Here is a 20,952-nt window from a genome sequence, read left to right on the forward strand (position 1 = left end):
GTCTTTAGATGTAAGATGCTTAATAATAGCATAAGTGTCTACCGAAATTTTTCAATATTCCAGTAATCAAATTTTTGCGCTGAAGAAATACTAGTAATTTGAATTATTTGATATAAAGATTTGAATGATAAGGAATCTGAAATGATAATATTTTGCTCTTTTAAAACATTTTCAATCAGTGTTTTGATGTCTTCTTTTGATTTTTGCTGTTGATATTCTGCTAATGAAATTCTAATTTTAGCACAGGCAATATTAATATTGTCTTCTATAATTAACTGTTTTTGATTGTCATTAAAAGTGGAAATAAGGTTATCAAAATTTAAAGTTTTATTTAAATGAGCATATTCAATTTTAGTGTGATAAATCTCGTTTAAAATTGTAAAAAGTTGATGTTCAATAGCAATATTTTCAGTTTTGTCTAAAATTTGATATCCAATTTTAATTTGTCCTTTTTTAAGAAAATTTCTTGCAGAAAGAATGTATTTAATCAATTGTATATCAATTGAATTTTCTTCTTTCATACTTAGATTTGCTGTAAAATCAATCAAAGACTTAAATAACCTTTTTCTTAAAGCGTGTAATGCTACTTTATTTTGTTTGCCATATAATTTGAGAGAAATCTCTGTAGAGGAAAAGTTGTCTGACAATAAAAGACGAACTAATTGAATGTTTTTTGCATCTTTTCTTTTGTTCTTTTTCTCTAAGTATAAAATAAACTCTTGCCGATTTTCTTTCGTAAAAGTTTCTAATATTTCTTTTAAATTTATCATTATATCGTCAGTAAAATATATGTAAATATAATTTATTATTGTTTTACTTGTGTTATTGGTTGTTTTTAGTCGTCAGTAATTGGTTGAAATTAAATTCTAAGAACTTCAAAACTGTCGCAAATTTGTATCATAATTATTAAACTAAATATTATGAATTATCAAACAACAGTTTCATCAAAAGAAGAGACTAAGAACAAAAGAGCAAAGAACAAATTAAAAAATGAATTGAACCAAAAACCAACATCTGCTTATGTAGGTGCAACTTGGGGAGTTGTAATTATTGGATTACTTTCTTATTGTATTGGACTCCGGAATGCAACCATGCAGTTAAATGAAAAAGGGTATTATTTTGCTATTCTTTTAATGGGAATTTATGCTGTTATTTCTCTACAAAAAGCAGTAAGAGATAAAGCTGAAGACATAAAAGTAAGCGAAATTTATTATGGAATTAGTTGGGTTATTGTAATTGCATCTTTACTATTATTAATAGTTGGATTGAGAAATGCTGATTTACTTTTAAGTGAAAAAGGATTCTACGCCATATCTTACTTATTAAGTTTATTTGGTGCAATTACTGTTCAAAAAAATACTAGAGATCTTGATTTTATCAAAACTAAAACTGAAGAAGAAAATAGTTAGTTTGATAATGGTTTGTACACCAAAACCTCATAAGCTTAAACTTATGAGGTTTAAAAAATAAACGCTCACAAAATATTGTGAGCGTTTTCTAATGAAAAGTAAAAATAGAAAGTTTAATACTCATTCATTAGAATTACTTTAAGGTGAGGATAGTTTTTTTAAACTCTTTTTCTAAACCAATTACATGTGCTGCACCAACAATAATAATATTTTTTGTTTTTTTAGAAACTAAAATTTGTTCAGCAATGTTTTTAGCCATTCTCATATTTCTTTCGTCAAAATATTTCCTTCCTTCTTTACAACCTTCAGTGTCTTTAATCACATAAGAAAAAGAAGCCATATCATGCAATTGCTGCAATGATTTTCTTTTATTTGTATGTTTGCCCAATTTTCTAAAAACAGCAGGTAAAATAGCGCTATTATAACTTTTTTTATACAATTTAGAATTTGCTGTGTTATTGCCATTTTTAGCACCTTCTTTACTACACTTATTCCAAGCTAAATGATATTCTTTATTGGTTTGTTGATCATCCATATTAATCACTCTTTTATGGTTCATAGCTAATGCTAATTTATATGTCAAATCTCCGTCTTCATGTCTTGTTGGGTTTTTAGATCCATTTACACCATATTTTTTTAAATAGGTATATAATTCATAGTTTCCATTATCTCTTTTGTAAATAAATGATTTAATAAGGTAATCTAAATCATCATCACTCATACTTGAAAAATTTTTTCCAATAGTAGCGTTAAATTTAACGTTGTTATAATTAAAAGTCTTTTGTAAAGAATCTGATAATTTGTAAAATTTTTGATATCCTTTAGACCAACCTTTTTTTAAATATTCCCAAGAAATAGAATCGTTGGCCATTGGCGATTCTACATAGATTGCTTCGGTTTGTATTTTTTTGCAAATCGTAACATAGGTTTGTAGCTATTTTTTACAATTTTAGGGACTGTGTGCATTGTGCCAACAATTAAAATTTCTTGTTGATTTTCTTGACTTGATAAATTAGAAATTGATAAAATAAATACGATAATTAATGTAATTAGAGTTTTCATAATGAGGTTTTAATTGATTAAACTTTCTGATACAAAACTATAAACTAATCAACAAAAAACTCAATATTTATAAGTGTTTGGGGTGAAATACAGCTATTCTGTGGTAGAATTTAAAATGCTTTTTACATTATTTTGATACGTTTTAGAAACGGGTACTTCTATCCGGAGAAATAAGAGAATAAATAGTTTGCTTTTTTCTGTTTTCCATTGTAAAAAGTGATAAGGATTTATCAAATAAGAACGATGAGTTCTTAATAATTCGGAAACTCATTTGCAATCACAGAAAGTTTATTTCTAATTAAAGTCTTCTTTAAAATAGAACCGTTTAAGTAAAAACTTCTATATAATTGTCTGATGATTGTATGCAAATTACATCATTAAAAAGTAAACGCAAACCTTCATAATTACCTTCGCCTTTTATTTCAATTTTTTTGCTTCAGTTTTTTTATTTTTATATTTTCCAAAAGCAAATCTTCCAAAAATAACAATTGGTAAAATTGTTAAAAAAGCAGGTATTAAAATTGCTTTTAAATGATAACCCAAGGTATATGGGTATGGTTCTCCGGGTACAACTGCATATAAATAAAATAACCTTGCAGCTATAATACTTATTATAACATAAATTAATAGAAATAATATTTCTGATATAACATACCAATTTTCTTTATACTTTTTAAATAAAATCTCTTGTATTGGTATAAATACCAAATAACAAGTTCCTACCAACAATCCATATAAAGACATGTAAAGTGGCATTTCATCATCTTTAAATTGATTAACGTCAAAAGGTTCTGTGTAAAACAAGAATATAAACACCCAAATAGCCAAACCAAAAGCAACAATACAATGGTTTTTTATTGATGGATCAAAAGGATATTTTCTATACAATAGTTTTTTCACTAATTAGTTTTTTTTTGTAAATCTTAACTAAGATAGCTTCTAATATAAAAATAAATAAGAATAACAATCCGGCAAACATTGGAAGCAAAAAGCAAAAATACCCGCCAAAACCCAAATAATAAATGCAATTAAAGCTCGGTATTTAAAATATTTGGCTAAAACGGGGTTATGCCAGTTAAACCTTTTTCTTTTTAGGAATGTAAATGTTAAGCAAATAATTAAAAAAACCAATTGCAGATAAGTTAAAGCAGTAAAAAGCAAATGGGCCTTTTAACATAAAGCCTCTAACATAAAAAGCAGTTGAAAAAGGGAGAAGAACTATAAAAAATAAAAGAAAAATATTGTATCGTAATACCTTTTTATTTATTGTAGAAACATATTTCATAATTCTCATATGTGCTACCCAATATAGAGCTATCACAATAAAACTAACTATTAGACCAATAATACTTGGAATTCTATTTTGTAGAATTTGTAAAGTATCTGCTGCTTTTAACTCTTTATAAGTTGGTGCTACAATGTCTAAGACTAAAAGAGTAATTGCAATAGAAAAGACAGCATCACTAAAACTTATTACACGTTGTTTATCAAATATTTCTCCTTTCATTTATTCAATTAAATATATAAAATTAAATATACTATTTCTAAAATTTCTTAAAAATAGGTTTAAAATATATTTATAAGAAGATAAAACTTATGTTTTCTTTAAAATAATTTTAATGTTTAGTTATATTTTCTTTGTCAGTATAAGAACTGACGAAAATTTATGCATTGTTTATTTTTAATAGTAGTATTTTCGCTTTTTAAATTTAAATAGATGTTTTTAAAAAATTCTAAAATATTAATAGTTCTCGCTTTTTTTACAATTTACGTTGTTTGGGGGTCTACATATTTGTTTAATAAAATTGCTGTAACTGCTTTACCAGCTTTTTTATGGCATCTGTAAGGTTTTTAATTTCTGCGGTTTTAATACTTATAATTTCTAAAATTATGAAGTTAAACTTAAAAATCTCTAAAAAGCAATTAATTAACTGTGCTGTTTCGGATTCTTTTTTTGGTTTATGGTAACGGAGTTTTTGTTTGGGCTTTAAAATATGTAGACAGTGGTTTTGCTGCATTATTGGCTGCTACGCAACCATTGTTTGTGCTAATTTTATTAAGATTGATCGATAGAAAACCAATGCAAAGACAATCGATTATTGGTGTTGGTTTAGGTATTGTAGGAATGTATCTTTTGGTTAGTCAAAAATCAATTACAACTTCAGAAGGTAGTTTATTGGGAATCTTTATGATTCTTACATGTGTGTTAAGTTGGGCTTATGGTGGTGTTTTTGTTTCTAAAGCAGATTTACCCAAAAACTTTTTTGTAACAACAGGATACCAAATGCTATTTGCAGGATTGTTATTATTATTGATGAGTTTTTCTTTTAATGAAACAATGTCTTCTCCTTTAAATTGGGCAATAGAAGTTCAGTTTTCGGTAATTATGCTGATAATTTTTGGAAGTATTATTGCTTTTACAGCTTTTAATTATTTACTAAAAGTAGTTTCTACAGAAAAAGTAGCAACTTCTGCATACGTTAATCCTATTGTGGCTTTAGTTTTAGGTTGGTATTTTTTAGATGAAGAATTAACTACTCAATCTATAATTGCATCTGTAGTTTTGTTATCTCGGAGTTTACTTTATCACTTCAAGAAAAAGAAAAGTGAAAAATGTTACAGGTACTTCTAAAACCTAAATAAAAGCATCGATAAAATTCCTAAAAACATAATAATTTTTAGTAAATTACTAATAACACTGTAGTTTTTTTAGTTCTTGCAAACCAAATTTTATATAATAAATAGAGTAGTGGTATGCAAATTAAGAATAAAATATACCAAAAGAATAATGATTCGTTTTTTATTGATTGTAAGATAATCAGTATAAAAACTAACATTATAGAGCTGATAAAAAAGCAATTCTTGCAGATCTTTTTCTTCCTATAAGAATAGGCAATGTTTTAGCTTTTATTTTTAAATCTCCGTTTACATCTTCAATATCTTTTATAATCTCTCTAATTAATGTTATTGTAAAAGAAAAGAATAAATAAATAGCAATTATTAAATCAGAAGAAATTTTTGAACTAGATTCTAAATTTGTGCCAATAAATTTGAATTCAGAAACTAAAAAAATCACTAGAGCACATAAGAAACTTACAATAAGATTACCAATTAAAGCGATTTTTTTAAACTTTTAGAATAGTAAAACAGGATGATCGCAGTTACAATAAAATATAATGAGTTTAAAGGTGTATTTGTTGCGATGGAAACAAAAATACCAAGAGCTAAACCAAAGACGTTAAGTAAAATATAAAAAGACCAAGCTTTTTTAATCGAAAAGTTTTTATCTAAGAATAATTTTGATGGCTTGTTTATTTTATCAGTTTCAATATCAAAAATATCATTTATAATATATCCGCTTGCGGTAATTAAAAGTACAGCGGTCGTTAAAATAATAAAATTAAAATGCGATAATAATGTATTTGAAAAGTTAGATTCTAATAATGCGTATTTAGTCAAAACCATTGTCAATAAAACCATTAAGAGGTTTTTATAACGAATCAGTTTTAAAAAAATAGGCATTTTAGTTGAAGTTCTTTTAATTCTAGCTAAATCTCTTTTATTATCTCTATCTTTTAGCGTATTTCTTTTGTCGTGAATTTGTTTTCCTTTAGCTAAGGCAATTTCTAGTTTTGCAAATCCTCTATCATTAATAAATAATCTTAAAGGTACAATTGTGTTTCCTTTTGCTTCTACATCTTTTTTTAAACTTCGTAATTCTCGTTTGTTTAATAACAATCTACGTTCGCTTTTTGGCTTATGATTAAAATGATGCCCAAACATGTATTCTTGTATGTACATATTTACAATAAACAATTCTCCGCGATCATTAAACTCGCAAAAACTCTCTGTAATTCTTGCTTGACTTAGTCGTATAGATTTAATTTCTGTTCCGGTTAATTGAATTCCGGCCACAAATTTATCTAGAATTTCAAATTCAAATCTCGCTTTTTTATTCTGTATGTTTATTTTTTTCTGTACAGCCATAGACTGATTTTATGTTTAAAAATTTTTAACAAAGATACATTTTTACATTCGGGAAAGAAACGTAATTTTGAATTCTATTCTAGAACTAATATTCTTATAAAATGAAAAAAATAGTATTACTTTTTTTACTGATTGCAATTTCTTGTAAACCTGCTAAGAAAGAGTTGAATGCACAAGAAATTATAGATAAAACAATGATTTCTTCTGGTGCAGATAAAGTTAAAAACTCTAAAATTGGGTTTAAGTTTAGAGATGTAGATTACGCTGCGGTTCGTAAAAATGGAAATTTTGAGTTATTTCGATTTACAAATAATTCTGATAATAAAACTGTAGAAGATGTACTTTCGAATAATGGATTTAAGCGTTTTGTTGATGGTAAATTAGTTAAAACAAACGATTCTATAGCAAATGTTATTGCTAATGCGGTAAATTCTGTACATTATTTTTCTGTTTTACCATTTGGTTTAAATGACAAAGCTGTTCATAAGAAATTATTGGCATCATCAAAAATTAAAGGTAAAGATTATCATAAAATTGAAGTTACTTTTTCTAAAGATGGAGGAGGAGAAGACTTTGAAGATGTATTTATTTATTGGATTGGTAAAGAAGATTTTTTAATTGATTATTTGGCGTATTCTTACCACACAAACGGTGGTGGAAAACGTTTTAGAGCTTTAAAAAAAGAGTCAATAAAAAACGGAATTCGTTTTGTAGATTTCGAAAATTACAAACCGTTGCATAAAGAAATTTCTCTTTTTGATATTGATAAAGCTTTCGAAAAAAATGAGCTTAAAAAAGTATCAGAAATTATTTTAGAAAATATTGAAGTTAAATTACTTAAGTAGTTTTAAAAAAGAAAAAGACTTGTAGTTTGATAGATATCTAATTATAAGTCTTTTCTAGTGTTAGAAAACATTATGCTAATCAATTTTTTCAATTTTACTAGTTTTATCATCAGCTGAAATAGTAACAATAAATAAACTGGCATTGTCATTATCGCTCATGTTTTCATACATTTTTTTACCCAATATTTTATTTGCAAATACAGGTGTTGTGTTGCTGTGACCAACAATTAACACTGTTTTACCTTTGGTATTTGCTTTAAATACAGAGTCGTACATTTTACCAGGATTGTAACTTGTAATATTTAAATTTTTACTATTAGCAGTAGGTTTTGCAGTTTGTTGTGTTCTATTGTAGTTTGTAGAATACACGGCATCTAAATCGATGTTTTTAAAATATTCTGCCCATTTTTTAGCTCTTTTTAATCCATTTTCATTTAAATCTGGATTTTTATTTCCGCTATCTGTTCTGTCTTTTTCTGCATGACGAATTAAATAGTAGGTTGTTGTTTCTTGAGAGTTACAAGAAACTAATAAACTAAAAATTAAGCCAAATACTAGAATATATTTTTTCATGATAATTTGTTTTGATGTACGAATATAAATAAAAAAAGCGATACTTATTAAAGTACCGCTTTCAACTAACTAACTAATTAACCTAACTAAACTATAACTTTTCTACCAGATCTGATTGATTTCTAAACACTAATTTGTCATCAAAAGAATCTAAAAGAATAATACTATCTGTTGTGATTTTTCCTGATAGAATTTCTTTAGAAAGTTGGTTTAAAACTTCTTTTTGAATAACTCTTTTTACAGGTCTTGCACCAAATTCGGTTGATATCCTTTTTTAGCCAAATAACTTATAGCTTCATCTGTAGCGTCTAAAGTTATTTCTTGTTTCCCAATCATTTTCTTTAAACTTTCAATTTGAAGTTTTACAATCTCAAAAATGTCAGACTGTTTAAGTGGTGTAAACATAATTACATCATCAATTCTGTTTAAAAATTCGGTCTAACAGATTGTTTTAAAAGGCCTAAAACTTCAATTTTAGCCAATTCTGTAACAGCTTCTAAATCTGCTTTAGGGTCGCTGAATTTCTCTTGAATTATATGACTTCCCATATTAGATGTCATAATAATTATGGTGTTTTTAAAATCTGCAACACGTCCTTTATTGTCTGTTAACCTACCTTCGTCTAAAACTTGTAATAAAATATTAAAAGTATCTCGGATGCGCCTTTTCTATTTCATCTAAAAGCACCACAGAATAAGGTCTTCTTCTAACCGCTTCTGTAAGTTGCCCACCTTCATCATAACCTACATAACCAGGAGGAGCACCAACCAATCTACTAACAGAATGTTTTTCTTGATATTCACTCATATCAATACGAGTCATGGCATTTTCATCATCAAAAAGATATTCTGCCAATGCTTTTGCTAATTCTGTTTTACCAACACCTGTAGTACCTAAAAATAAAAAGCTACCAATTGGTTTGTTTGGGTTTTGCAAACCTGCTCTAGATCTTCTAACGGCATCAGAAACAGCAACAATTGCTTCTTCTTGACCTACAACTCTTTTGTGCAGTTGTTGCTCTAGTTTTAATAATTTTTCTCTTTCGGATTGAATCATTTTTGTAACCGGAACACCTGTCCATTTTGCAACAACTTCTGCAATATCATCTAAAGTAACTTCTTCTTTAATTAAAGAACTTTCAGTTTGATTTTCTTGCAATGTTTTTTGTAAAAGCTCTAAATTTTCTTGAGCTTGTTTAATTTTACCATAACGCAACTCTGCAACTAAGCCATAATTACCTTCTCTTTCTGCTTTTTCTGCCTCTAGTTTAAAGTTTTCTATTTCTAATTTTGCATTCTGAATATTATCTACTACCTCTTTTTCTGATTTCCATTTTGCATTAATTTCATTGCGTTCTTCTTTTAGATTTGCCAAATCAGAACGTAAAGATTTTAATTTAACTTCATCTTTTTCTCGTTTAATGGCTTCAATTTCAATTTCTAACTGCATTACTTTTCTATCTAAAACATCTAATTCTTCTGGTTTAGAATTGATTTCCATACGCAATTTAGATGCAGCTTCATCCATTAAATCGATGGCTTTATCTCGGTAAAAACCTGTTGGTAATATATCTTTGAGATAATTCTACAGCACCAATAATGGCTTCATCTTTAATGCGAACTTTATGGTGAGTTTCGTACTTTTCTTTAATTCCGCGTAAAATAGAAATAGCACTTTCTGTGTCTGGTTCATCAACTTGAACTTTTTGAAAACGTCTTTCTAATGCTTTATCTTTTTCAAAGTATTTTTGATATTCATCTAAAGTAGTAGCTCCAATTGCACGTAGTTCTCCACGAGCCAAAGCAGGTTTTAAAATATTAGCAGCATCCATAGCACCTTGTCCGCCACCTGCGCCAACTAACGTATGAATTTCATCTATAAAAAGTACAATATCTCCATCAGAAGTTGTAACTTCTTTGATAACTGCTTTTAGGCGTTCTTCAAACTCACCTTTATATTTTGCACCAGCAATTAATGCGCCCATATCCAAAGAAAAAATTAATTTATCTTTTAGATTTTCTCGGTACATCACCATCTACAATTCTATGTGCTAAACCTTCTGCAATAGCCGTTTTACCAGTTCCTGGTTCTCCAACTAAAATTGGGTTGTTTTTAGTTCTACGAGATAAAATTTGTAGTAAACGTCTAATTTCTTCGTCTCGACCAATTACCGGATCTAGTTTGCCATCTTGCGCTAATTGATTTAAGTTTTTAGCAAATTTATTTAAAGAATTATACGTTTCTTCTTGTGATTGAGAAGTAACTCTTTCTCCTTTTCTTAACTCGTCAATAGCAGCTTTTAAATCTTTTTCACTCACACCTTGGTCTTTTAAAACTTGTGCAATATTACTTTTCGATTTAAAGATTGCTAAAATTAAATGCTCAATAGAAACATAATCATCTTTCATGTTTTTAGCAATAATTGATGCTTCGTTTAAACTTTTACCAGCTTCTCTAGAAAGCATTAATTCTGCACCGAAACTTTAGGCAAGCTTTCTAATTGTTTATCTATTACTTGCTCTAAAATTGCTGTATTTATATTTAATTTCTTTAATAGAAAAGGCAAAACATTTTCGTCTACTTGTGTTAATGCTTTAAATATGTGTTCATTTTCTATTTGATTATGACCAAAACCTTGCGCAATTTGCTGCGCCATTTGAATGGTCTCTTGCGATTTTGTTGTATAGTTATTAAAATTCATTTTCTATTTTTTTGTTTTTTTGATAAGATTAAAGCAATTTTAATACCATTAGATTATTTAACTTTAAATAGGTCAAAATGTCTGTAAATCACTTATTTTAACTGACTTTTTGACTGATGAAAGTTTCTTATATTTGTATCGACAAAGTAAAAAAACAAGTAAATGGGTATATTTAACAACGTATTTGGAGGAAATAGTGATAAAAAATCAAAACCAGAAAAAAAGTCATATTTAAACTGGATTCCTTTAAATAGTATAGATCAATTAGAGATTATAGAGAAACAATCTGAAACAGAGGCTGTTTTAATTTTTAAACATTCTACTAGATGCGGAATTAGTAGTATGGTTATAAAACAGTTTGAAAACCTTTTTTTAGAAGAACATCAAAATTTAAAAGTCTATTATTTAGATTTATTAAGTTATAGAAATATTTCTGATGAAGTAGGGTATAAGTTTCAAATTATGCACCAATCACCACAACTAATTGTGGTAAAAAATGGTGTTTCTGTGCATAACGCATCGCATTATGATATCACTCAAACAAACTTATCAAGATTTATATAGCTTAAATTTGGGAAAAACCTATTTTAAGTCTTACTTTTGTAGCTTAAAATTTTTAAACTTTTGGCAGAAACAAACACTTCACAAGTAAAGGTAGGAAAAGAATTATACGGATATCAAAAAGATGCACTTCAAGAGATTTTTAATCGTTTTGAAACTGCACCAAAAGATTATCATTTATTATATCAATTACCTACAGGAGGTGGTAAAACTGTTATTTTTTCTGAAATTGTTCGACGTTACATAGAAAAATTTCAGAAGAAAGTATTAGTTTTAACACACAGAATAGAATTAAGCAAGCAAACATCTAAAATGCTTAATGAGTTTGGTGTGCACAATAAAATTATTAATTCTACAGCCAAATTAGACGATCAAAACGATTTTAATTGTTTTGTTGCCATGGTAGAAACGCTAAAGAATAGACTTACAGATGATAAGTTAGACATTTCTGATATTGGTTTGGTTATTGTAGATGAGGCGCATTATAACTCTTTTACTAAAATATTTAAGTTTTTTAATGATTCTTTTATTTTAGGTGTAACAGCTACTCCTTTAAGTTCTAACATTAAATTACCAATGTACGAGAACTACCAAGAACTTTTTGTAGGAGAACCAATTCATCATTTAATAGAAAGCGGTTATTTAGCACAAGCAAATATGTATTCTTACAATGTTGGTTTAACTTCTTTAGAAGTTGGTGCTAACGGAGATTATACAGTAAAATCTTCTGAAGATTTGTATATGAATACAGACATGCTTACTAAATTAGTAAGCGCTTACGAAGAAACGGCTAAAGGTAAAAAAACGCTTATTTTTAATAATGGTATTAATACTTCGATACAAGTATTTCATGCGTTTAAAAAAGCGGGTTACCCAATTGCCCATTTAGATAATACAAATACTAAAAAAGAAAGAGAGCTTATTTTAAAGTGGTTTCATAAAACACCAAATGCTATTATTACTTCTGTAAGTATTTTAACTACAGGTTTTGATGAGCCAAGTATAGAAGCCATTATTTTAAATAGAGCTACAAAGTCGCTTACTTTATATTACCAAATGATTGGTCGTGGTTCTCGTATTTTAGGAGACAAGAAAACTTTTGAAGTTATTGATTTAGGTAACAACTTTCATAGATTTGGGCCTTGGGGTGCAGATTTAGATTGGCAAAAAATGTTTAGAGCGCCAGATTATTATTTAGATTCTATACTTTCTGATGAAGAAATAGAAAGCACTTTTAAATACGAACTACCTGCAGATATTAAAAAAGAATTTGCAAAATCTACAGATACTTATTTCGATATGAAAAAAGTATATATAGATACAATTAAAGCAGGTGAATCTTCAAAGCGAGTATTAGAAAAATCGATAGTACATCATGCAAAAATGTGTATCGAAAATAGTGAAGATGTTTTTGATGCTTTAATTTTAGCAAAAATGATAGGCGAAGAAATTGATGATAGAATTAATAGATATGCTAAATGTATTTCTAAAAGTACACACAATTTTGTTACTTGGTTAAAAGATGATTATCGAAAGAAATTAAATGCATATTTACGTGCAAATTTCGACGAAGATTTCGAAAAAATTCATGGGCATCCGCCAATTGAAGAATAAATATAAAAAGCTCTGTTAATTCAGAGCTTTTTTTTGTTTTAGACTTTTTTAAAGTAATTAAAAAACACTTTTTACATTAAATATTATTTTTTTTGATAATAATAAGTCGAACAACCTTAGTGTTTAAAAGAAGAAATACTGCATATTAAATAAAAGTAAATTTTTTTTCACTTTTGTTTTTTGTATTGAAAAATAATATACATTTGATTAACTTATTTAAGTAAAATGTTTAGTTTTTCTTATTTCGGAAATAATTTTCTAACGGAGAATGAAAATTATATCGCATTTTGGAAATGCAACGAAAAAATTAAGGTATCTCCATTTTCAATTCTTCAAGAATTGCAGCTTTTTTCTAAGTTGCATGTAGTTTACTTGCAAATATTACAGTGATAAACCCTTTTTTAAAAGGTTATAATATCTATTCTAAAACTTAAAAATGTTTTAGTTCAGACAGGTTTATCGTACAATTAATTTAAAAATACAAGTGAACACAAAATATAAAGATTTAATCGAACAAACGTTCGATTTTCCTCAAGAAGAATTTAAAACTGAAAACAATAAATTATTCGGCACGGAATAAATTTAATGGAATTAACAGCCAAATATGGTGCACCGTTAAAGTTTACCTACTTGCCAAAAATATCAGAAAACATCAATAAAGCAAAAGAATGGTTTGAAAATAGTATGCAAAAGCATAACTATAAAGCAGACTATTTTTATAGTTATTGTACTAAAAGTTCTCATTTTAAGCATGTTTTAAATGAAGCTTTAAAAAATGATATTCATATAGAAACTTCATCTGCTTTTGATATCGATATTGTAAAAAAATTAAAAGCAGAAGGTAAAATTAAAGACAACACATTTGTAATATGTAATGGATTTAAAAGGGATCAATACATTAAAAATATTGGTGATTTAATTAATTCTGATCATAGAAATGTAATTCCTATTATTGATAATTTTGAGGAGTTACCGTTGTTGCAAAAAGAAACAGAAAAACCTTTTATGGTTGGTATTAGAATTGCATCCGAAGAAGAACCAAAATTCGAATTTTACACATCTAGATTAGGTATTGGCTATAAAAATATTGTTTCTTTTTATGAAAGAGAAATTGCTAATAATACTCAAGTAGATTTAAAAATGCTACATTTTTTTATCAATACAGGCATAAAAGACAATGCTTATTATTGGAACGAGTTGATGAAGTGTTTAAACGTTTATATCAACCTTAAAAAAGTTTGTCCGTCTTTAGATAGTTTAAATATTGGTGGTGGTTTTCCCATAAAAAACTCTTTGGGTTTTGAATATGATTATCAATATATGATTGATGAAATTATCAATCAAATTAAATTGGCTTGCGAAGAAGCAGATGTAGATGTACCAAACATTTTTACAGAATTTGGAAGCTTTACTGTTGGCGAATCAGGCGCTGCTATTTATGAAATTTTATATCAGAAAAAACAAAACGATAGAGAAAGATGGAACATGATAAACTCGTCTTTTATTACAACGTTACCAGATTCTTGGGCAATTAATAAACGCTTTATTATGCTGCCAATTAATAAGTGGAACAAGCAGTACGAAAGAGTTTTGTTGGGCGGTTTAACTTGTGATAGTGATGATTATTACAATTCTGAACAACATATAAACGGAATTTATTTACCTGTTTATGAGAAGAATAATCCGTTATACATTGGTTTCTTTAATACCGGTGCGTATCAAGAATCTATAGGTGGTTTTGGTGGTTTGCAACATTGTTTAATTCCGCACCCAAAACACTTATTAATCGATAGAGATGAAAACGGAGAATTAACTTTTAACGTTTTTAAAGAACAACAAAAAAGCAACGAATTATTATCAATATTAGGTTATTAAAAAGAAAATAATCAATTAGATTTTAAATTTAATTCCTAATTGATTTTATAATTACAAGTATCTCAAATAAAATGAACACAAATAAAACATATGCAGGAATTTCGCAGGAGTTCGGAAACCTGTCAACTTCAAAAATAGTAATTATCCCTGTTCCTTATGACGGCACAAGTACATGGCAAAAAGGTGCAGACAAAGGTCCGGAAGCATTTTTAAATGCATCAGAAAACATGGAGCTGTATGATATAGAAACAGATACAGAGGTTTACAAAGAAGGCGTTTATTTAGCTGACGCGATTACTGAAAATTCATCTCCGAAGCAATGGTAGAAGAAGTACATCAAATAACAAAAAAATATATCAATAGAAATAAATTTGTAACTGTTTTTGGTGGAGAACATTCTATTTCTATAGGGACAATTAGAGCATTTAATGAGTGTTTTAGCGATTTAACAGTACTACATATTGATGCACATGCAGATTTAAGAAAAGAATATGAAGGTTCTTCTTGTAACCATGCTTGTGCTGTTTATGAGGCAAATCAAAATACAAATTTGGTGCAAGTTGGTATTAGAAGTATGGATATTTCTGAAAAAAGAAATATGAATTTAGATAAGGTATTCTTTGCACACGATATGGCTGTAAATGAAGATTGGATGGAAGATGTTATCGACCAATTAGGTAAAAATGTTTTTATCACGTTTGATTTGGATGCTTTAGATCCGTCGATTATGCCATCTACAGGAACACCAGAACCAGGTGGATTGTTTTATTATGAAACGTTAGAATTTTTAAAAACAGTATTCGAGCAAAAAAATGTTGTTGGTTTTGATATGGTTGAGCTTTGCCCAAATGAAAATGAAAAATCATCTGATTTTTTAGCAGCAAAATTATTTTACAAAATGTTAAGTTATAAGTTTTCATCAAATGAAGATTCTTATGATATAGGAGAAGATCTTACAAAAGAAAATGTGTTTAAAAAAGTGGCAAAATTTAAAAATGATGAAGATGAATACTAATCAAAAACCAATATCAGAATTTATAGAAAAGTATTTTCTTCACTTTAATGCAGCGGCTTTAGTAGATGCTGCAAAAAGTTATGAAACGCAACTTAATAAAGGAAACAAAATGTTGGTTTCTTTAGCTGGTGCAATGAGTACGGCAGAATTGGGTAAAATTTTTGCAGAAATGATTCGTCAAGATAAAGTTCATATTATCTCTTGTACAGGCGCAAATTTAGAGGAAGATGTTATGAATTTAGTAGCACATTCGCACTATAAGCGTGTACCGAATTATAGAGATTTAACACCGCAAGACGAATGGGATTTATTAGAAAAAGGTTTAAATAGAGTTACAGATACTTGTATACCAGAAGAAGAAGCTTTTAGAAGAATTCAAGAGCATATTGTAAAAATTTGGAAAGATGCAGAGGCGAACGGAGAACGTTATTTACCGCACGAGTATATGTACAAGTTGTTACTTTCTGGTGTTTTAGAAGAGCATTATGAAATAGATTTAAAAGATTCTTGGATGTATGCGGCGGCAGAAAAAAACTTGCCAATTGTTGTACCTGGTTGGGAAGATTCTACAATGGGTAACATTTTTGCATCTTATGTTTTAAAAGGAGAATTACAAGCTTCTACAGTAAAATCTGGAATAGAGTATATGACCTTTTTAGCCGATTGGTATACAGAGAATTCTAAAAACGGCATTGGTTTTTTTCAAATAGGTGGTGGAATTGCTGGTGATTTTCCTATTTGTGTTGTACCAATGTTGTATCAAGATATGGAAAGAACTGATACACCATTTTGGAGTTATTTTTGTCAAATTTCTGATTCTACAACAAGTTATGGGTCCTATTCAGAGCAGTTCCTAATGAAAAAATCACTTGGGGAAAATTAGATATAGATACACCTAAGTTTATCATAGAAAGTGATGCAACTATTGTAGCGCCTTTAATATTTGCTTATTTACTAGAAATGTAACACTTAAATTTTGCTTTTTGGCAAATTGAAAAACTATATTTATGAAAAGAGTAATTGTAGATTATGCAAAACTAACAACAGATATTTTAGATTTGTTGATAGAAAAATATCCTGATGGATATGATTATTTGGATATTTTATCTTTTAAAAATGCAAAAGGAGAGTATATAAAAGCTGTTGAAGTTAGGACAGAGGAAACCATTTATTTGGTGAAGATTAGTACTAAATTAGAGCAAACAATGGAAGATTATGCAGAAGATGAAGATTCTTTTGATGACGAATTTCAATTTAACGATTTAGATTCTTAATAAATAAAAAGCTCCGAAATTTTCGGAGCTTTTTATTTATTATCTAATTATTTCTTCTTTTTCAATTCAAAAATATCTTTTCTTCTGTCTTTTAAGTTTCTAACAGAACCAAATTTGTTTAAATCTTTTAATAAATCTAAATCAACATCAGCAATTAAAATCATTTCTGTGTTTGTAGTTGCTTCTGCTTTAATTCCGTTAGCCGGAAAAGAAAAATCACAAGGCGTAAAAACCATAGATTGGGCATATTGTATATCCATATTATTTACTTTTGGTAAATTACCAACACTACCAGCAATGGCCACATAACATTCATTTTCTATAGCTCTTGCCTGCGCACAATGTCTAACTCTAGAATAGCCATTTTGTGTGTCGGTTAAAAAAGGAATAAATAGAATATCCATACCTTCATCTGCAAGCAATCTACTTAATTCTCGAAACTCAGAATCGTAACAAATTAAAATACCTATTTTACCACAATCGGTATCAAAAGTTTTTAATTCATTACCACCTTGCATTCCCCAAACCTTTGCTTCATCCGGTGTAACATGTAGTTTTTCGTAACGGTCTGTTGTACCATCTCTTTTACATAGATAACCAACATTATACAATAAGCCATCTTTAATTTCTGGCATACTACCGGTAATGATATTAATATTGTATGTTATAGCTAATTCAGAGAATTTTTGAACAATTTCTGGCGTATATTTAGCCAATTCTCTTATGGCTTGCGATTCTGGTAAATGATTATTAGCAGCCATTAGCGGTGCATTAAAAAACTCGGAAACAGTGCAAAATCCGATCGGTATGCAGAAACGGCATCTACAAAATATTCTGCTTGTTGCATTAATTCTTCCAAATCTTTATACAAGCGCATTTGCCATTGTATTAATCCTAATCGAACCACTTTTTTATTACTCGTTGCTCTTTTAGATTTTTTTGATAATAAATGTTATCCCATTCTAGTAATACAGCAAACTCACCGAATTTTCATCACCTTCTAAATATCCCTTTAAAATTTTTGAAGGATGAAAATCATTAGAAATTTGAAAATTTAAAACAGGATCATGAATTTCTTTTCTTTTTACTTTTTCTATGTATTCTTTTGGGGATAATTTATTAGAAAACTTGTGATAATTAGGAATTCTACCACCAAAAGCGATGCCTCTTAAGTTTAGTTTTTCTGTTAATTCTTTTCTGTAATCATACAACCTTCTACCTAAACGTAAACCTCTATATTCAGATTTAATAAAAACATCAATGCCGTATAAAACATCACCGTTTGTATTATGCGTATTAAATGTAAATGCGCCTGTTATTTCTTTATACGTATGTTGGTCATCAAAACTATCGTAATCTAAAATTATCGAAAGAGCACAACCGGCTAATTCTCCGTTAATTTTTATCACTACTTGTCCTTCCGGAAATTTATCAATTAAAGCCTTAATTTGGTCTTCTTTCCAATAAGAATCTGGCATACTTGCATATGCTTCAATCATTGCTTCTTTTAACTGTTTGTAGTCATTTAATGTTAAATAATGAAGCTCAATATTCTCTATGTTTTGTATCATTTTTAATGCAATGGTTTTTTAAAATAGACCATTTTCTTAAAACAAAATTAGAAAAAAAGAATTGATTTAACGAATTGTTAAAAATTTATTTTACTGTTTTTTAGTGAGTTAATTGGTTTTCTAAAATAGTTTTTTTGTACTTATTTGTAGCTTTTTTTAAACTTTCTGATAGTGATTTTAACCAAACCATATGATTAGAAATTAAATAGGCTTCTTGCAATGCATGCAATGTTTTTTGATCTATTTCGGTATTGCCTTTTTTTATGCTTTCATCTCTTAAATTAGATAATTTTTGATATGCATTTAAAAGTTTGTTTTCTGCTTTTTCTACAATTTCTTCAGCTACTTTAGCATTGCTAGTTTTTGCTTGTAAATTGGTACAAGCAAGTTGTAAAGAGTTGCTAATTTTATCAATTAAAATATCAAATTCTTTAGAAGCCGGAGTCGTTTTATGATTGATTATAAAGTTACCAATAGAAGCAATTGCAGAAACCATAGTTTGGTTAATGGTTACAATTTCATACACCAATTCAAATTCTTTTTGTTTTGATTTAGGGTCTTGAGTTAATCTTTGAAAAGAAGCATTTAAATTACTTATTGCTAAAAACACTTCTTTTCGAGCTAAATTATAATGTAATTTATTGATATTTGGGTTTTTATATAGTTCTTGCGTTGCTAAAAGATAATTTTTATTCATTTTAAGCGCATTTACTAAAATTTGTTTCTGATTATCGATTTCCCAAGTAGGAAGTATTAAATAATTAGTTACAATGGCAATTATAGCTCCGATAATAGTGTCTAAAACTCTGTACTGAATTACTTCATATGCATCAGGATTCATTAAAGAGTATACAAATACAATACTTATTGTTACCAAAGCTGTTGCAGATTTATAATTTTGTTGCAACAATGAAACAGCAAAAATTAATGAAGAAAAAGCTAAAATACTATAAACTACAATATTTTGAGTTATAGAAACAATACTTAAAGCAATTGCAGCACCAATTAAAGTTCCTATAATTCGATCTTTGGTTCTTAAACGTGTTAAACCGTAACTTGGTCGCATGATTACGATTATGGTTAATAAAATCCAATAGGTATTTTGTATTTCTAGAAAATATCCGAAGAGATAACCAAAAACCAAGGCAAATGTTAATCTTACAGAGTGTCTAAATATGGTAGATTTTAAGCTTAAATTCTGCAACAACACATTAAAACGATATTCTTGTAATGTTAAAAACTGATTTGAACTTTCTCTTTTTAAAGAAATTTTAGATGCATCATGTACATTGGCCATTACACGTCTAATTACTCTTATTTCTTCTAATAATTGCTCTTGATAATCGTATAAGTTTTGCAACACCAAAGCACCTTCTCTTGCTTCCGGTAGTTGAACAATTTCTACATATTGATTAATAGATTCTTTTGTTTTTGAAAGAGCTTTTAATAAAACATCTTTATTGGGTATTTTTTCGTTCTGAATTAATAATTCTGATAAAACAATAAGATGGTTTCCCATAATTTTGTTTAGTTTTTTAGATGCCTTTAAAAATGATTTTCGTTCGCCAAAAATAGAATCAATCATTTTATAATCTAAATGCTTTGCTTCAATTAATTCGAAAATCTTAATAGAGGAAACAAAAATTAGTAATTGTTTTTCTTCATATCTAGATCTACCAGAGCGTTTTCTTGCGGTAAGTAATACTTCTCTTAAAGTTTCGTGTTTTTCATTAATTTGATTCTGAAGAACAAAAGTTTTTTTAAGTAACTCGTCTCTTTTTGTTTTTTTAGTTAAAAGTTTTGCTCTTAATTTTAAATAATCGCCAATTAGTAATAAAGAGTCAGATAATAATTGATTTTGATCTTTTTTAGGAGCTAGTTTTTGAAAAACATAAGAAACCACTAAATACCATAATCCGCCAAGAGTCATTAAACCAAGGTGAACTAATATTTCTTGAGTAGTTTGTTTCTGAATGGCAAAAGCAATAATCATTGCTAATAAACCGAAAAAGAAACCAACGAAGCTCTAAAACCATATACAGATAATAAAGAAACTATAAACGAAATAATTGTAATTACTAAAATTAAAACCACTAAAAAAGGTTTAGCAAACAATATTGCAGCCGTAATAACCATTGATAATAGAATACTTATTAAAATAGCATTTACTTTTCTTTTGATACTTCCAGGTATATCACTTGGTGAATTTAAAAAAGTACCAACTGCAATTGCAGGTGCGTATTCAAAATATCCTAAAAAGTAGAGTAGGGCAAATGGTATTGCAATTGCAACACCAATTCTAATGCCTCTATTAAAATCAGAACTTTTTAAGAATAACTCTAAATGTTTTAATTTCTCTTTCAAGATTTGTAGTTGATTGTTAAATTTATAAGATAGAAAAATCTTCTAACTAAGTGTTTGTATTTTGATATTAAAAAAACAAACCTCATTTTTTAATTTAAAAA

Annotated in this window: 12 protein-coding genes and 9 pseudogenes; 9 read left to right on the plus strand and 12 right to left on the minus strand. The window is 28.1% G+C overall.

Annotation, left to right across the window (positions count from 1 at the left end):
* Positions 1–38: 38 nt before the first annotated feature.
* Positions 39–770 carry a hypothetical protein gene (locus ACZ1HD_RS07630; RefSeq protein WP_472689090.1) on the minus strand — a complete coding sequence of 244 codons (732 nt, stop codon included), beginning with the start codon at positions 768–770 and terminating at the stop codon, positions 39–41.
* Between the two features lie 150 nt (positions 771–920).
* Between ACZ1HD_RS07630 and yiaA the strand changes: the two genes are divergently transcribed.
* On the plus strand, positions 921–1,409 hold the full coding sequence (yiaA, locus tag ACZ1HD_RS07635; protein WP_472689091.1) for an inner membrane protein YiaA: 489 nt from the start codon (positions 921–923) through the stop codon (positions 1,407–1,409).
* Between the two features lie 133 nt (positions 1,410–1,542).
* Here the strand turns inward: yiaA and ACZ1HD_RS07640 are convergent, their stop codons facing one another.
* The 5 genes from ACZ1HD_RS07640 to ACZ1HD_RS07660 all read right to left on the minus strand — a co-directional run bounded on the left by ACZ1HD_RS07640 (position 1,543) and on the right by ACZ1HD_RS07660 (position 3,978).
* Positions 1,543–2,280, minus strand: a complete 738-nt coding sequence (locus tag ACZ1HD_RS07640) for a DUF5694 domain-containing protein (RefSeq protein ID WP_472689092.1) — start codon at positions 2,278–2,280, stop codon at positions 1,543–1,545.
* Between the two features lie 8 nt (positions 2,281–2,288).
* Positions 2,289–2,471: a hypothetical protein gene (locus ACZ1HD_RS07645; protein ID WP_472689093.1), complete on the minus strand. Its 183-nt coding sequence runs from the start codon at positions 2,469–2,471 to the stop codon at positions 2,289–2,291.
* Positions 2,472–2,564: 93 nt separating this feature from the next.
* A complete protein-coding gene (locus ACZ1HD_RS07650; RefSeq protein ID WP_472689094.1) occupies positions 2,565–2,705 on the minus strand; it encodes a hypothetical protein in 141 nt (46 codons plus the stop codon).
* A gap of 183 nt (positions 2,706–2,888) precedes the next feature.
* Entirely contained in the window at positions 2,889–3,371 is a 483-nt protein-coding gene (locus tag ACZ1HD_RS07655; RefSeq protein ID WP_472689095.1) for a hypothetical protein, read from the minus strand.
* 175 nt (positions 3,372–3,546) lie between these two features.
* Positions 3,547–3,978 (minus strand): TMEM175 family protein, encoded by a 432-nt coding sequence (locus ACZ1HD_RS07660; protein ID WP_472689096.1) that lies wholly within the window; start codon positions 3,976–3,978, stop codon positions 3,547–3,549.
* Between the two features lie 210 nt (positions 3,979–4,188).
* Here ACZ1HD_RS07660 and ACZ1HD_RS07665 point away from each other — a divergent pair.
* Positions 4,189–5,110, plus strand: a pseudogene (locus ACZ1HD_RS07665) (EamA family transporter).
* Positions 5,111–5,307: 197 nt separating this feature from the next.
* On the opposite strand, the pseudogene ACZ1HD_RS07670 reads toward ACZ1HD_RS07665, so the two are convergent.
* Positions 5,308–5,993, minus strand: a pseudogene (locus tag ACZ1HD_RS07670) (UbiA family prenyltransferase).
* 9 nt (positions 5,994–6,002) lie between these two features.
* Positions 6,003–6,458 (minus strand): annotated as a pseudogene (gene smpB / locus ACZ1HD_RS07675) (SsrA-binding protein SmpB); the annotation flags it as partial.
* A 101-nt stretch (positions 6,459–6,559) separates the two neighbouring features.
* Here smpB and ACZ1HD_RS07680 point away from each other — a divergent pair.
* The gene (locus tag ACZ1HD_RS07680; RefSeq protein ID WP_472689097.1) at positions 6,560–7,303 is read left to right on the plus strand and encodes a DUF6503 family protein; all 744 of its coding nucleotides are present in this window, start codon (positions 6,560–6,562) and stop codon (positions 7,301–7,303) included.
* A 75-nt stretch (positions 7,304–7,378) separates the two neighbouring features.
* Here ACZ1HD_RS07680 and ACZ1HD_RS07685 read toward each other — a convergent pair whose 3' ends face one another.
* Both ACZ1HD_RS07685 and clpB read right to left on the minus strand, forming a co-directional pair.
* Positions 7,379–7,876 carry a SixA phosphatase family protein gene (locus ACZ1HD_RS07685; RefSeq protein WP_472689098.1) on the minus strand — a complete coding sequence of 166 codons (498 nt, stop codon included), beginning with the start codon at positions 7,874–7,876 and terminating at the stop codon, positions 7,379–7,381.
* A 91-nt stretch (positions 7,877–7,967) separates the two neighbouring features.
* Positions 7,968–10,577, minus strand: a pseudogene (gene clpB / locus ACZ1HD_RS07690) (ATP-dependent chaperone ClpB).
* A 162-nt stretch (positions 10,578–10,739) separates the two neighbouring features.
* On the opposite strand from clpB, the gene ytxJ reads away from it, so the two are divergent.
* The 6 genes and pseudogenes from ytxJ to ACZ1HD_RS07720 all read left to right on the plus strand — a co-directional run bounded on the left by ytxJ (position 10,740) and on the right by ACZ1HD_RS07720 (position 16,916).
* Positions 10,740–11,141 carry a bacillithiol system redox-active protein YtxJ gene (gene ytxJ, locus ACZ1HD_RS07695; RefSeq protein ID WP_340934020.1) on the plus strand — a complete coding sequence of 134 codons (402 nt, stop codon included), beginning with the start codon at positions 10,740–10,742 and terminating at the stop codon, positions 11,139–11,141.
* Between the two features lie 60 nt (positions 11,142–11,201).
* On the plus strand, positions 11,202–12,752 hold the full coding sequence (locus tag ACZ1HD_RS07700) for a DEAD/DEAH box helicase (protein WP_079738767.1): 1,551 nt from the start codon (positions 11,202–11,204) through the stop codon (positions 12,750–12,752).
* A 484-nt stretch (positions 12,753–13,236) separates the two neighbouring features.
* Positions 13,237–14,627: pseudogene (locus ACZ1HD_RS07705) on the plus strand (type III PLP-dependent enzyme domain-containing protein).
* Positions 14,628–14,698: 71 nt separating this feature from the next.
* Positions 14,699–15,642, plus strand: a pseudogene (gene speB / locus ACZ1HD_RS07710) (agmatinase).
* A pseudogene (locus ACZ1HD_RS07715) lies at positions 15,632–16,608 on the plus strand (deoxyhypusine synthase family protein). Before speB ends, ACZ1HD_RS07715 begins: the two co-directional pseudogenes overlap by 11 nt.
* 41 nt (positions 16,609–16,649) lie before the next feature.
* On the plus strand, positions 16,650–16,916 hold the full coding sequence (locus ACZ1HD_RS07720; RefSeq protein WP_472689099.1) for a hypothetical protein: 267 nt from the start codon (positions 16,650–16,652) through the stop codon (positions 16,914–16,916).
* Between the two features lie 47 nt (positions 16,917–16,963).
* Here the strand turns inward: ACZ1HD_RS07720 and ACZ1HD_RS07725 are convergent.
* Together ACZ1HD_RS07725 and ACZ1HD_RS07730 are read right to left on the minus strand one after the other, a co-directional pair.
* Positions 16,964–18,487: pseudogene (locus ACZ1HD_RS07725) on the minus strand (GNAT family N-acetyltransferase).
* Positions 18,488–18,587: 100 nt separating this feature from the next.
* Positions 18,588–20,851 (minus strand): annotated as a pseudogene (locus ACZ1HD_RS07730) (FUSC family protein).
* Positions 20,852–20,952: the final 101 nt, after the last annotated feature.

This window comes from Polaribacter sp. HA6-7, from assembly GCF_055693625.1.

Coding starts and splice junctions, on each gene's coding strand:
- ACZ1HD_RS07630 (WP_472689090.1), bottom strand. CDS start 770: ATGATAAATTTAAAAGAAATATTAGAAACTTTTACGAAAGAAAATCGG.
- yiaA (WP_472689091.1), top strand. CDS start 921: ATGAATTATCAAACAACAGTTTCATCAAAAGAAGAGACTAAGAACAAA.
- ACZ1HD_RS07640 (WP_472689092.1), bottom strand. CDS start 2,280: ATGGCCAACGATTCTATTTCTTGGGAATATTTAAAAAAAGGTTGGTCT.
- ACZ1HD_RS07645 (WP_472689093.1), bottom strand. CDS start 2,471: ATGAAAACTCTAATTACATTAATTATCGTATTTATTTTATCAATTTCT.
- ACZ1HD_RS07660 (WP_472689096.1), bottom strand. CDS start 3,978: ATGAAAGGAGAAATATTTGATAAACAACGTGTAATAAGTTTTAGTGAT.
- ACZ1HD_RS07680 (WP_472689097.1), top strand. CDS start 6,560: ATGAAAAAAATAGTATTACTTTTTTTACTGATTGCAATTTCTTGTAAA.
- ACZ1HD_RS07685 (WP_472689098.1), bottom strand. CDS start 7,876: ATGAAAAAATATATTCTAGTATTTGGCTTAATTTTTAGTTTATTAGTT.
- ytxJ (WP_340934020.1), top strand. CDS start 10,740: ATGGGTATATTTAACAACGTATTTGGAGGAAATAGTGATAAAAAATCA.
- ACZ1HD_RS07720 (WP_472689099.1), top strand. CDS start 16,650: ATGAAAAGAGTAATTGTAGATTATGCAAAACTAACAACAGATATTTTA.